Origin of the sequence: Shewanella litoralis (assembly GCF_009828585.1) — a bacterium.
Classification (GTDB): domain Bacteria; phylum Pseudomonadota; class Gammaproteobacteria; order Enterobacterales; family Shewanellaceae; genus Shewanella; species Shewanella litoralis.
In genome coordinates this window covers 105,112-118,508 of the sequence record NZ_WSRZ01000006.1, presented here as the reverse complement: position 1 = coordinate 118,508, position 13,397 = coordinate 105,112, and the positions used below count along the sequence as shown (strand labels likewise).

The window sequence follows — 13,397 nt, the reverse complement described above, 5'->3', positions numbered from 1 at the left end:
TACCTATTCACACTGCCTGGTGATATCTATTTTGTTCAGTGGTTTTATATAACGATACTCATGCCGTGATCTGTTTCATGTAAATTTCTATACCACTGGGCTAAGATACTGTATTACTTTTAAATGATTTTAATTTGAGGTCAGCATGAGCCATATTTTACTGATCCACTCGAGTGTTCATGGTTACACTCAAAAAATTTGTGAATACCTTAAGGGCAAGCTCGAGGAACAACATCATCAGGTGACTGTGGCACCCTTGTCAGATGCACCAAACCTGGACGCATTCGATAAAGTGTTTATAGGGGCTAGCATCCGTCATGGCAAACATCGTCCGGCGCTTTATCAATTTATTGAATCTCACCAACAGCAGCTCGAAGGAAAACCTAGCGGTTTTTTTTCAGTGAGTCTAGTGGCGCGTAAACCCGCTAAAAATACGCCGCAAACCAATAGCTATATGCAGCAATTTTTAAGTCAAAGCCCTTGGCAACCTAAGGTTTTGCAAGTGTTTGGCGGTAATTTAGATTACCAGGGGTACGGCGCAATGGACCGGAATATTATTCGCTTTATTATGTGGATAACCAAAGGCCCAACGGATCCCAATACCAAAGTTGAATTTACTGATTGGGCTAAAGTCGATGAATTTGCTCAGCAAATGATTGAGGCGAGTTAATGACAGCGAAACAACTGTGGCAACGTATTGAGACAATGCTGCATCCTGCGGTGTTGCTGTTATCATTGCTACTTGTGTTTACAAGCTCATGGGTATTGATTGGTCGCCAGTTAACGTCGCGTGCGAGTTTTTGGGATTTGCTTCATGTTTACGGTGGCTTGTTGACCGGCATATTGGCATTACTGTTTGCCGTTAAGGTGTGTGTCGGCGGGCAATGGCGGCAGTTTTTCCCATGGTTAACGCTGGATGTTAAACCACTCATGAGTGACATTAGCGGCCTAATGCGCGGCCAATTGCCTCATTCTGGTGGTAAGGGGCTAATTAGCGTTATTGAAGGCCTTGGAGTGATATTGCTTTTGCTGGTGGCGTTAACTGGCGCAGCCTGGTACGCGGCCGATCCTAGTAACGCCTTAACGTGGCGTTATTACCATATTGTTTTTGCCCATGGTTTTATTGGTTTTATTGTCCTGCACTGCGTACTTGCATTATTACACCTGAGAGACTTTTTTAATTAAATTGTTCTTTTATCAACATTTATCAAGACGTGCTGGTTCACGGTTTCTCTGTTGCTTAAACCACGCTAGGGTAAATTGAATAAAACTGCTCAACCTTGCCGATTGATTAATCATTTGTGGGTGGACAATATAAGTGGCCGATTGGCTCATGGTTTCATCTGGCAAAATCACCCGTAAACGCCCTTGTTGTAACTCCTTATCCACCAGATATAGTGGGCCTAACATAATGCCTCTTGCGAGTAAGGCTTGTGTTTTTAGCATGTGGTTATCGTTGACGCTCATAAAGCTGTTAATGGCGATGGTTTTACTGCCAAATGTCCATTGAGTTTGCTCTGCTGAGGTTAAGCATTTGTGCCGCTGTAAATCATCAATGTGTATTGGTGTCCCGGCTTTTTCAAGATATTCGGGCGCCGCGCAACACACTTGCTGATACTCAAATAACTTTTTGGCAACCATATTTTGCGGTGGGTTTTGCGTTGCTCTAATGGCTAAATCAAAATCATTTTTTGCTAAATCATACAAGGTGTAGCTGCAATCTATGCTGAAATTTACCTGTGGATGCTGTGCGTTAAACTCATGGCAAATATCGAGTAAATAACGCTGCGTAAATTGGCTAGGTGCTGTAATGCGGATCCTACCGGCAATATCCTCATTGTCGTGACGAATTTTTCGGTCAAGATCTAATAAGTCTGCTTTCACTTGTCCCATGCTGGCTAAAATCATTTCACCTTGAATGGTCAACTTAACACTGCGGGTGGTGCGGATAAGCAATGCCCGACCAAGTTCTTGTTCAAGCTGCCTAATTTGCTCTGATAAATATCCGCGTGAGATCCCTAATTCGGCAGCCGCTTCGGTAAAACTCAGTTGTTTGGCTACTTCACTGAATAGGAATAATCGTTCAAATTTTTTGTGTTCTCGACTCATGTTAGCCACCCAGAATATTATTTTATAAAGAACTTTAATTCCTTATTGGTAGCTATATCAAACAATGATTTTGTTTTTTACTCTTCATCTGTAAAGATAAACCTCTACACTAAGCCATATTACTTGTTCAAAGAGAGTTAACTCAATGTCGGCATTACCATTAAAAAGTGTTTTCCCTAATGTTAGTTCGTTAGTTTATGGTTGTATGGGATTAGGCGGCGGGTGGAATAATAACGCCATTTGCGCTGCAGATATTCAGCAAACACATGAGGTTATTGATACTGCGCTGCAAAGTCATATTAATTACTTTGATCATGCCGATATTTACACCTTTGGCAAAGCGGAAACCGTATTCGGACAAGTCTTAAAGCAGCGCCCTGGCTTACGCGATAATATGTACCTGCAAACTAAATGTGGTATTCGATTTGAAGACGGTAAAGGCCCTAAACGTTACGATTTGTCGTCGGCTTGGATTCACTATAGTGTTGATAAAAGTTTAGCCGAATTACACACAGATTATATCGATGTGTTGGTACTTCACCGCCCCGATCCCTTAATGCAAGCTACCGAAATAGCCGATACTTTCCATAAACTTAAAGCAGCAGGTAAAGTGCGTTTTCTCGGTGTTTCGAATATGCAGCAACATCAAATTAGCGCATTGCAACGTGTGCTTGATGAGCCAATAGTGGTCAACCAAATTGAAATGAGCCTGCAAAAACATGCTTGGTTAGACGAAAGCATTTATGCCGGTAATCAAGAGGGAAAAGACATAAACTTTACCCCTGGTACGCTTGAGTATTGCAATCAAAACAACATACAAATTCAAGCTTGGAGCAGCTTATGCCAAGGTGTTTATAGTGGTATCACCACGGTAGGTCAGTCTAATGCGATAATACAAACCAGTCAGTTAGTCGCCACGTTAGCGGCTGAATATAATACGACTCCAGAAGCCATTTTATTAAGTTGGCTGATGCGCCACCCTAGCCAAATTCAACCGGTTATTGGTACCACTAATATTGAGCGAATTAAGGCGTGTAGCCAGGCGACTCAGGTATCACTCAGTCGTGAGCATTGGTATGCATTGTATGTCAGTGCTAAAGGACAAGAGCTACCTTAACCATTACGACAACATGCTTGTTCAATACCTGAGCATTTAATCGATACCATTCAATGAAAGGATTCTAAGACAATATGAATAAGACAACATGGGCATTATTGAGTGCAGCATTGGTGTTAAGTGGATGTCAGCAAAAAGAAGTGGCAGCGACGGTGGTTCAGCCTATGTTGCAGCCAACCGATCGAGCTGATATATATCAGGATTATTTACACCGTGATATCCGTGATGACATTTTCTATTTTGTACTGCCCGATCGTTTTTATAACGGTAATTCAAGTAATGACAACGGCTCAACAACGCAACAGATTTCAGCAGGTGGCTTAGATTTAACTCACCCTCGTGGTTTTCATGGCGGTGATATTAATGGCATCGAACAGAAACTCGATTACCTACAAAATCTTGGTATAACCGCTATTTGGATGACACCGCTATTACGCAATAAAGCGATTCAATCTGACGGTATTGCCCATCATGGCTACTGGATTGTCGACTTTACTGAAATTGACCCGCATTTTGGCAGTAATGCAGATTTAAAACAGCTCATTAACGCTGCGCATCAACGTGGTATTAAAGTGTTTTTTGACATTATTACTAATCACACCGCTGACGTGATTAAGTACCAAGAGTGCCATCAAGCGTCGGGCGAGTTTATTGCACCCAATATACATTGCGAATATAAATCTCTAGACCAATTAGCAAAGGGCGACAGTTACACGCCATTTGTGCCCGCAGGCCAGGCTGAGGTCAAAGTACCGAGTTGGCTTAACGACCCACGTTTTTATCATAATCAAGGCGACAGCACCTTTAAAGGTGAAAGCTCGCTTAATGGTGATTTTAATGGGTTAGACGATCTCAATACCGCGGATCCAGAGGTATTAGCGGGCATGATTGAAATATACCAAAACTTGATTAAAGAGTTTAAGCCCGATGGTTTTAGGATCGATACCGTGAAACATGTCGACTTATCATTTTGGCAAACCTTTAGCCCACAAATCGTTAACTTTGCTAAAGCGCAAGGCATTCCTCAGTTTCATGTGTTTGGTGAAGTGTACGATCCTGATCCAAAAGTGCTCAGCCTTTACACCACCGCAGGCAAGCTGCCATCTGTTCTCGACTTTGCGTTTCAGCAAACCGCAGCAGATATTTTCTACCGTAAAAAGAGCCCGCTGTTAGCACAGCAATTGTTTGCTCAAGACGCGCTTTATCAAGACAGCGATAGTCAGGCCGACTTGTTAATGACCTTTTTAGGCAATCACGACATGGGGCGCACGGGGTATTTTATTAATCAAGCTGCGCCAACAATGTCTGCCGAAGACAAATTGCAACGCAGTATTTTGTCGCATGCGTTTATGTTTTTATCTCGCGGCATTCCGGTGATTTACTATGGTGATGAGCAGGGATTTACTGGTGATGGTAACGATATTCACGCTCGCGAAGACATGTTTGCCTCACAAGTGGCCAGTTATAATGACAATACCTTATTAGGCACTAAAGCAACAACCGCAGATGACAACTTTAACAGCAACCATCCTTTGTACCAGGCTATTGCTCAATTGAGTGATTTGCGTAAGCAGCATATATTGCTGCGCCGTGGCGAGTATCAGGAGCGCTTTTATCAAGCTGATAATGACATATTTGCATTTGCGCGTGTTGATGCTGTCAGCGGCGCTGAAATGTTGGTGGTGTTTAACACTGCTGAGCAAGCACAAACGATGAATCTAACAGTACAAGGCAAATCATATCGTTTATTGACATCGTGGCCACAACCGATAAAGGCAACGAGTAATGCAGACAAATCCGCAACAGCATTAACCGTGACTTTACCTCGACTAAGCTATGCGATTTATACTAAAGCTTAAGGCTCAAAAGATTAGTGCGAAGGTTTAGCGCAACGTAGGTATAAAAAATGGCTATCGAGTAGATAGCCATTTTTATTGATTTACGTAAGCTAATTATTGCTTTAACGCAAGGTAGTTAATCAACCCGATAATATCGTCCAGGCTACGCATTTCATTTAAGTTAATCGCGTATTTATCGTTAACAATAAAAGCAGGCACGCTTTGTACGGCATACATATCCTGTTGCTGGCGCCATAAGGCTAGCTTTTGGTCTGTTTCAGTGCTGTCGGCTAAGGTGTCATATTGTTTGGCATCAACGCCTAACTCGGCAAACACTTTTTTAATATCATCACGGCTGTTAATCAGCGATTTATGTTCATGACCTGCTGCGTTGTGGTCATGACCAGCGTTATTGTCTTTGCCTTGTATCGCACTAAACATGGCAATTTTTAATGCTTCTTTGTTATCTAACTCATGGATAACCGCGAGTGAACGCATCACTTCAGTACCTAAATCACTGTTCATAAAGTCGACGTGTTTGCTGTCGAATGCCACTCTTTTATCTAGGCCTTTTTTGATTTCTGGTAGGTACTGGCTTTCCATGTTGAAGCAGTTATGGCAATAAAAAGAGAAAAATTCAGTTACTTTGGGCTCTGTAGGCACCATGTTATTTGATATTTGAGTGTAGTGCGTTCCTTCAACAAATGGCGCAGCAAAGCTGGTGAGAGGGGTAACCATTAACGTGACGGCTAAAGCTAAATATTTAAACATGAAAACCTCAAGATGGAGATGAAAATTGATAAAATAATGCCACTAATGATGGCATAAATAGCCAAAATCAGGCGCAGAATTTGTGTGATCAGGTAGCGATTTACGTTAAATAACCTGAGCTCAGGGAAATAACGAGTTGAGTTGGCGTTAAGCCACTAAGCTTTTTTCGCGCAGGGTTTGCCAGGCTTCGCAGACTTCACGGAATCGTTCAGCATTACCTTCATCACGATCAGGATGCCATTTTAGCGCCAACTTACGCCATTGCTTACGGATGTCTTTATCGGTCGCAGTGGCATCTAACTCAAACACTTTTAAAGCATGACCTTTATGCATTAATTGAACATTAACGCCGATATATTGTTGGTAACTAGACCAGAATGACTCGAGCATTTCACGCACTACGTTAACGCTAGCATCGTAATTAGCCCAATCAAGGTAGTAGTCACGCAGGGCGCCGTCTCGGGTATGTTCGATATCGGCATTGCTGGGAATTATTCTAAAAATTTGAATGTCCATTGCTTTCACTTGCAGCCATTGCCTAGGCATTAGCATGTCTTGCAATTCATATAGGGCATTCATTAATAGAAAGTTGCGTTTGAAGAGATCTTTTTCAGGCATTGGGTCAAGGTCGTGCATCAACCCTTTGGTTTGCAGTTCACTGGCTAAATGGTGCACTTTCCAGCTAGTGTTCGACGATTTAAGTAAGGTTAATACTGGCCAAATTAAGGGGTTGTCGCCTTTAGGCACACTCAATACACGGGCATCGGTTGCAGTCGACTGCGCGTTTGCATAATGATTCTGTGAGTTTTTGTCGAGCAACATAGTGGCGTATTCATCCTGAATTGGCGGTAATATACGATAAAATCAACAAATCGGTTAAAAAACACTATGCCATAGCCATAGTGAATGACAAGTAGATTTTATCGGCAATGATACCCGTTCAGCTTTTCTTAGCGCCGGTATAGCCGATGAATAGAAAGATTAATTTATCCATTTGAACCACTAGATGATAATTATCGACTTAATCGAATAACTTTATGCTGACTTTGATCAATTAATTCTGATTCTTACGGGCAAGATAATTTTATTTGGTATAAAATTCTCGACAACAAAATAACAGGGGGCTTCACCAATGACTGATAAACATTATATTAGCGCACAACAACTTTTAGAAGATTCATTTAGACTGGCTGCGCAGGTATATGACAGTGGTTTTAGACCGCAGTTTATTGTCGGTATTTGGCGTGGCGGTGCACCGATTGGTATCGCGGTTCAAGAGTATTATGACTTTAAAAAAGTCGAAACCGACCATATTGCTGTGCGTACATCCTCTTATTACGGTATTGGTACCGACAAGCAAGACAAAAACATTAAAGTACATGGTTTGCACTACATTATCGAAAATGCCAATGCCAGCGATGGCTTGTTAATTGTTGATGACGTATTTGACTCAGGTCGAAGTATCGATGCCTTAATCGGTAAGCTTAAAAAGTTTATGCGTCTTAATGTTCCAAGCGATATTCGCATCGCGTGTCCTTACTACAAGCCTAAAAACACCAAAGTCGATTTAAAGCCTGATTATTTCATCCATTCATCTGAAGATTGGTTGGTATTCCCTCATGAAGTTTCAGGATTAAACCCACAGGAAATTGCTGAAGGAAAGTCTGACTTTAAAAACATCCAAGAGCTGTTTTTATAAACAAATGCGTTAGTCGCAATTTTACTTAGAACTTTGTTTAAAGTTTGCTAAAATACAAGACTATGCGAGTGCGTCAACATACTAATGTCACCAAGACGGTATCAGTATGTTGGCGCACTTTTTTATCCGAATTGAGCGAAATTTAGTTAACATTATGGTTTCTGTAGAATTGTTTACCCCCGAGGCTCCGGTAAAGCGCCAACTTGAATTGCTTGCACCGGCAAAAAATGCTGATTACGGCATTGAAGCGATTCGTCATGGTGCCGATGCGGTTTATATTGGTGGTCCTGCGTTTGGCGCGCGTCACAATGCTGGCAACAGTGTTGAAGACATTGCTCGCTTAGCAGAGTTTGCTCATCGTTATCATGCCCAGGTGTTTGTTGCCTTAAATACCATTTTAATGGATAACGAAATAGACAAAGCGCAAAAGCTAATATGGGAACTCTACGAAGCCGGCGTTGATGCCTTGATTATTCAAGACATGGGTGTTTTACAACTGGATTTACCGCCAATAGCCTTGCACGCCAGCACGCAAACCGATAACCGCAGCCCTGAAAAAACCGTGTTTTTTGAACAGGTGGGTTTCTCGCAGGTGGTATTAGCGCGTGAACTGAATATTCCGCAAATTCGTGATATTGCCGCTAGCACAAAAATGAAATTAGAGTTTTTCATTCATGGGGCATTGTGCGTTAGTTACAGCGGCTTATGTAACTTAAGCCATGCGTACTCAAACCGCAGTGCTAACCGTGGCGAATGCTCTCAAATGTGTCGCTTGCCGTGTAATTTAACCACGCGTGATGGCGACGTATTAGCGGAAAATCAGCATTTGTTGTCGCTTAAAGACAACAATCAAACTGACAATTTAGAAGCCTTGATAGATGCTGGTATTAGCTCGTTTAAAATTGAAGGCCGCTTAAAAGACATTACCTATCTTAAAAACGTGACCGCTCATTATCGTCAGCAATTAGATGCGATTATTGCTAAGCGTAACGATCTTGAATCGATATCTCATGGTCGCTGCGAGTTTAACTTTACCCCCGACCCAGATAAGAGCTTTAACCGCGGTAAAACGGACTATTTCGTTAACGAGCGTACCGAAGCGATTGAGCATTTTAGTTCACCTAAGTTTATTGGTGAAAAAATTGGCCGTATTACTCAAGTTGGTAAAGATTTTATCAAAATTGATACCAGTGAAAGTGGCAAAGACATTCTGTTTAATAATGGTGATGGCTTATGTTATTTCGTTGAGCATTACGAAACTCAGCGCCTGTCTGATGACAAGTTATCTGGTTTACGAGTTAACCGCGCAGACGGCAATACCTTGTATTTAACCGAGGTGCCAAAAGATTTAAAAGTTGGTGTGATGATGTTCCGTAACTTTGACCACAAGTTTGAAGCCACACTAAACAAAGACTCTGCCACGCGTAAAATCAGTGTCGACATGCAGTTTTTTGATACCGATGATGGTGTAGGGCTAACAGTTACTGACGCACATAACATTAGTGTTACAGCGACATTGGCATGTGATAAAGCTCCGGCAAATGACCAGGCTAAAACGGCTGAAAACTTAAAGAAGCAATTAGGTAAATTAGGTAGCAGCGATTTTGTGTTAAATAAAATCAACCTGCAAACCGAGCAAATGTGGTTTTTACCGGCATCAATGGTCAACGAATTGCGCCGTGATGCTGTGAGCGAGTTAATGGCGGCTCGCGTTGCTGCGTATCAGCGCCCAGAGCGTTGGGTGCATAATAAAGAAGCGCGTTTCCCGCAAAAAGCCTTAAGCTTTTTATCTAACGTGGCCAACGAAAAAGCCAAATCGTTTTATGAACAACATGGTGTGATTCAAATCGAAGACACCTACGAAAAAAACACCGTGTTGCATGATGCGCCATTGATGGTGACCAAGCATTGTTTACGCTACAGCTTTAATTTATGCCCTAAAGAAGTTGAAGGTATTAAAGCTGACCCAATGTTTTTAGATGTAGGCAAAGATAAGTTAAAACTGGTGTTTGACTGCCACAAATGTGAAATGATGATTGTGGGCTCAAACCAGTTAGTGAAGCAGCAATAACGCGATCACAAAAAAGCGTTAAAAATAACCAATAATAGCTGCCCAAACTCGTGAGTATCGAGTACACTGCGCGGCTGAAATTTAATGGGTTTTGCATTGGCGATGCCCAAAGTAGGATAGAAAAGATTATGAGCGATAGCAAAAAGTACGGTTTACGTGTTACACAAGTTGAAAACACGTGGAAAACCGAAATCACTCGTCGTATGACAGCGACTAAAACCATCGTATCAAAAAGCCAAGATGGTTTTGCGACAGAAGCAGAAGCCATTGCATGGGGCGAGCAGTCTCTACAGGGGTTCCTGTCTAAGCAAGCAGATCGCAACAAGCGTAAAACAGAAAAGCATCTTAAAGCGAAAAGTCTAGCAGCGGCGATTGCAGCTGAATCTGCCGTTGATGAAGATGAGCTATTTGACGCAGAAGACGAAGACGACGAAGAGTTAAACTAACATTTTACAATGGTGTAAATGTTATAGATAAGTTTCAATTTTTGTATGTTCAGGATAGGATATACATAATTAGAATGATTTTTAGTCAACTTATCGTCACATCTTGACCTAGCAAGGATGACATTGGGATGAACAAGATTGCTGCAGTTATCAGCTACGCGGGATGCGTTGGAATATTCAGTTTATTCCCCTATACCGCGTATGCTACTTTTCCAGCATTGGTCACATTAGAATCTGACAATGATGCCTCTGGCGTGCTTGTTATGTCTAGCGACGTCCAACGGCTAACGACTGTGTCGCAAACCTTCGGCTTTTTACCTCCTCTTTCATGGAAACTCGCTTTTAACGAAAAGCGCGGTGACATGACCATGGCTGAATTTATTCCCGCCAACGAAACTCTTAATGATTGGTCTAGCCTCGTGTGTATGCAGGGCTTTAAAGGGCTTGCCGAAGATGTTGAGCCTGAAGAGTTTTTAGATTCAATGGCAGACACCTATAAAGAACATTGCCAGGGTGAAGTGATTTATCAGCAACTTGGCAGCATGAAAGTTGAAGGTTATGAAGCGGTGCATGGTTTGCTGGGGTGTACGAGTATGCCTAACATTCATAATGCTTCTGCTATTGTGTCTGAGTCTTACGTTACCAGCCCTCGTGGCGAGATGGGCTACTTTACGGTAATTAGCGATGATGAAGATATTTTTTTAGTGCATAAATCCATTCGTACCGCTGTATTTGCAGCCGAGTCAGCGCCTGTAACCCAAAACAATTATCGCGAGTTTATGGCTGAGCCTTAAATCGCACTAACGTGAGTAATCTGCGGGTTGATATACAACGAGGCGACTATCAGCAACGTGCTGATTCCGTTATAATCCTGCCGAAGTTTATGGCTGTCGTTATTAATCCATTCAGCCATTGAGCTCTAATTTTATATTTATATCAGTTTAGTCAATCTTTACGGTGCCAATGTTGAGTCATATCGACCCATTGGAGAATCGGGAAACCAGTGAAAGTCTGGTACTGCCCCCGCAACGGTGATAGGTGAGAGCCCAATATGCAAAGCATATTTGCTTGGCTCGTGTGTACTATTGAGTACCGTAACCTCAGTCCGGAGACCGGCCATAAAGGTGATTTCGAGATTTCGGTGGGCAGATCTCGAGATGTGATGTTATGCCGTTTTGGGTTTGCTCTGCTGAGTAAGCCCAAAAGTGGTGGTCAATGTTGCGGCGCTTTTGCCCCATTTTTCCTTTCAGGAGTTAAAGGTAAATGGGTACTAAACCAACTACACTCGCACTATTAATCAGTGCAATGCTTTGCGCAACGAGCCTTAACGCTGTTGCAGCACCAACCTCGACACAATCAATACCCAGCGCGTCAACCGAGTCAGATATGACAATGGATGAGACGATTGTGGTGATTGGTCGCAATCAAACCAATCCGTTAAATATTGCCGCTAATGTCAATGTCATCGATGCTGCAGATATTGAAATGAGTGGTGCAACCAACCTTACTGACTTACTGCGCGGCCAATCTGGCATTCAAGTTTCAGATAATAATTCTGGTGCGGTCTTTTCGATGCGCGGCTTTTCAGCTTCGCAAGCGGTTAATAACACCCTTATTTTAGTTGACGGTCGTCGGTTAAATAATATCGATATTTCTGCACCAAGCGTTGAATCCATCCCACTTAACTTAATTGAACGCGTTGAGATTTTATCTGGCAGTGCGGGTGTATTGTATGGCGACCAAGCGGTAGGCGGCGTGATTAACATTATTACCAAAGCCCCAACCCAAACCGCTGGTGGCTTGCAAGTGGGTGGCGGCAGCTTTGACACCTATGAAGTTAAAGGCGATGTTTCTGGTGCAATTAACGACACCTGGCGTTACTTTTTAGCGGGCAGTTATAACCAAAGCGATAACTATCGTGATAATAACGACAACGAAACAGGCTCTATTCTAGGTCGTATTCAGTACCAAACCGATGTTGAAGATTTTTATGTAGAAGTGAATTACTTCGATAATGATCGCCAGGCTCCTGGGGCGTTAAGTTTAGCGCAATATGAAGACAATCCTCGTCAAGTCGCGTCTTTTTCAGACGGTGAATATTCTCACGAAATCACTACCGCCGTTCGCAGTGGCTATCAATATCAGCTCACTGATGTATGGGCGCTGGGCGCAGATTTAACGTATTCAGACACTTCAATGAGCAGCTTATTGTTTGGCAGTGCAGGGCATATTGATCGAGATTTACTGAGCTTTTCACCAAAAGCGACCGCGAACTATCCGTTAGCAAATGGTGCCTTAACTATGGTTGCTGGTATTGATGTGAGCCGAGGTGAGGCTGACTTTGATACCTTGTATATTCAGCGTAATAACCAACAAACCATGCAAAGTGCTTATGTTCAAGCAACGGTGCCGTTAACCTCAACCTTGTCATATGTAGTTGGTGGTCGTTATTCTGAAGTAACCGACGATTTAACTGATCAATTATTGTATGCAGAGGGTATTGAACTAGATAACGATGCTCATGCATTAGAGTTAGGTGTCAATTATCGTCCAAGTGTAGAACATCGTTTTTATGTTCGCGCCAATGATAACTTCCGTTTTGCAAAAGTCGATGAGCAAGCCTACACGCCATTAGACGTGCAAGGATTAGATCCACAAACCGGGCGCTCATTTGAGGCTGGCTGGGATTGGACTGGTGCAACGCAAACCGTTAAGTTAAACCTTTATCGCCTTGATTTGGAAGATGAGATTGTTTACGACGGCAGCCGTACTGACGGACCTTACGGTGGTGGAGCAAACGTAAACGCTGATGAGTCTCGTCGTTTTGGTATTAACACGACTTATGAAGTGCAGTTAGCAAATGATTGGCTGTTAGGCGCTTCGTACGACTATATTGATGCCGAATTTACCCAAGGCGAAAACGAGGGTAAAGCACTATCATGGGTCGCTGAGCATTCTGGTAAAGCGTACATGAGTTACGATTTTGCAGATCATTGGCAAACCTTTGTTGAAGGCGTTTATACGGGTGAGCGTTACATGGAAGGCGATAATAGTAATGCTGGTGATAAGCTCGACAGTTATGTACTCACAAATGTCGCGTTAAACTATCAGCGTAATGCCTGGACAGCGAGTTTGCGTGTCGATAATTTGTTAGATGAAGACTATGTAGGAACAGGTTATTACTCGTCTTTTGGTAATGGTTATTACTCAGGTACTGGGCGCTCATTTAGAATAACGGCCGGTTACCGCTTTTAATCAACTCAGCTGAACTCAGCTTAAACACCAAAGCCAGTAACTATTACTGGCTTTCGTTTTAATATATCGTTAAATTAATTTATAGCCTGAT

At 42.5% G+C, this 13,397-nt stretch carries 12 protein-coding genes and 1 riboswitch; of the genes, 9 read left to right on the top strand and 3 right to left on the bottom strand.

Annotation, left to right across the window (positions count from 1 at the left end; genetic code table 11):
- Positions 1–145: 145 nt before the first annotated feature.
- Positions 146–670, top strand: a complete 525-nt coding sequence (hemG, locus tag GQA99_RS07300; protein ID WP_160053239.1) for a menaquinone-dependent protoporphyrinogen IX dehydrogenase — start codon at positions 146–148, stop codon at positions 668–670.
- Entirely contained in the window at positions 670–1,185 is a 516-nt protein-coding gene (locus tag GQA99_RS07295) for a cytochrome b/b6 domain-containing protein (protein WP_160053238.1), read from the top strand. The genes hemG and GQA99_RS07295 overlap by 1 nt, the downstream gene beginning before the upstream one ends.
- A 12-nt stretch (positions 1,186–1,197) precedes the next feature.
- On the opposite strand, the gene GQA99_RS07290 is transcribed toward GQA99_RS07295, so the two are convergent.
- Entirely contained in the window at positions 1,198–2,109 is a 912-nt protein-coding gene (locus GQA99_RS07290; protein ID WP_160053237.1) for a LysR family transcriptional regulator, read from the bottom strand.
- A gap of 145 nt (positions 2,110–2,254) precedes the next feature.
- Between GQA99_RS07290 and GQA99_RS07285 the strand changes: the two genes are divergently transcribed.
- Both GQA99_RS07285 and GQA99_RS07280 read left to right on the top strand, forming a co-directional pair.
- On the top strand, positions 2,255–3,226 hold the full coding sequence (locus GQA99_RS07285) for an aldo/keto reductase (protein ID WP_160053236.1): 972 nt from the start codon (positions 2,255–2,257) through the stop codon (positions 3,224–3,226).
- A 74-nt stretch (positions 3,227–3,300) separates the two neighbouring features.
- Positions 3,301–5,085 carry an alpha-amylase family glycosyl hydrolase gene (locus tag GQA99_RS07280; RefSeq protein WP_160053235.1) on the top strand — a complete coding sequence of 595 codons (1,785 nt, stop codon included), beginning with the start codon at positions 3,301–3,303 and terminating at the stop codon, positions 5,083–5,085.
- A gap of 93 nt (positions 5,086–5,178) precedes the next feature.
- On the opposite strand, the gene GQA99_RS07275 is transcribed toward GQA99_RS07280, so the two are convergent.
- Both GQA99_RS07275 and GQA99_RS07270 read right to left on the bottom strand, forming a co-directional pair.
- Entirely contained in the window at positions 5,179–5,835 is a 657-nt protein-coding gene (locus tag GQA99_RS07275; protein ID WP_160053234.1) for a thiol:disulfide interchange protein DsbA/DsbL, read from the bottom strand.
- Positions 5,836–5,982: 147 nt separating this feature from the next.
- The gene (locus GQA99_RS07270; RefSeq protein ID WP_160053233.1) at positions 5,983–6,657 is read right to left on the bottom strand and encodes a DNA-J related domain-containing protein; all 675 of its coding nucleotides are present in this window, start codon (positions 6,655–6,657) and stop codon (positions 5,983–5,985) included.
- Positions 6,658–6,967: 310 nt separating this feature from the next.
- Between GQA99_RS07270 and GQA99_RS07265 the strand changes: the two genes are divergently transcribed.
- From GQA99_RS07265 to GQA99_RS07245, 5 genes are all read left to right on the top strand, one after another.
- Positions 6,968–7,534, top strand: a complete 567-nt coding sequence (locus GQA99_RS07265; RefSeq protein ID WP_160053232.1) for a phosphoribosyltransferase — start codon at positions 6,968–6,970, stop codon at positions 7,532–7,534.
- 154 nt (positions 7,535–7,688) lie between these two features.
- Complete coding sequence (locus tag GQA99_RS07260; RefSeq protein WP_160053283.1) at positions 7,689–9,605, top strand: peptidase U32 family protein; 1,917 nt, start codon at positions 7,689–7,691, stop codon at positions 9,603–9,605.
- 128 nt (positions 9,606–9,733) lie between these two features.
- Positions 9,734–10,051: a DUF3622 domain-containing protein gene (locus GQA99_RS07255; protein ID WP_160053231.1), complete on the top strand. Its 318-nt coding sequence runs from the start codon at positions 9,734–9,736 to the stop codon at positions 10,049–10,051.
- Between the two features lie 128 nt (positions 10,052–10,179).
- Positions 10,180–10,845: a hypothetical protein gene (locus GQA99_RS07250; RefSeq protein ID WP_160053230.1), complete on the top strand. Its 666-nt coding sequence runs from the start codon at positions 10,180–10,182 to the stop codon at positions 10,843–10,845.
- Positions 10,846–10,989: 144 nt separating this feature from the next.
- Positions 10,990–11,186: riboswitch (cobalamin riboswitch) on the top strand.
- Positions 11,187–11,314: 128 nt separating this feature from the next.
- The gene (locus tag GQA99_RS07245) at positions 11,315–13,306 is read left to right on the top strand and encodes a TonB-dependent receptor (RefSeq protein ID WP_160053229.1); all 1,992 of its coding nucleotides are present in this window, start codon (positions 11,315–11,317) and stop codon (positions 13,304–13,306) included.
- The last annotated feature ends 91 nt before the right edge of the window (positions 13,307–13,397 follow it).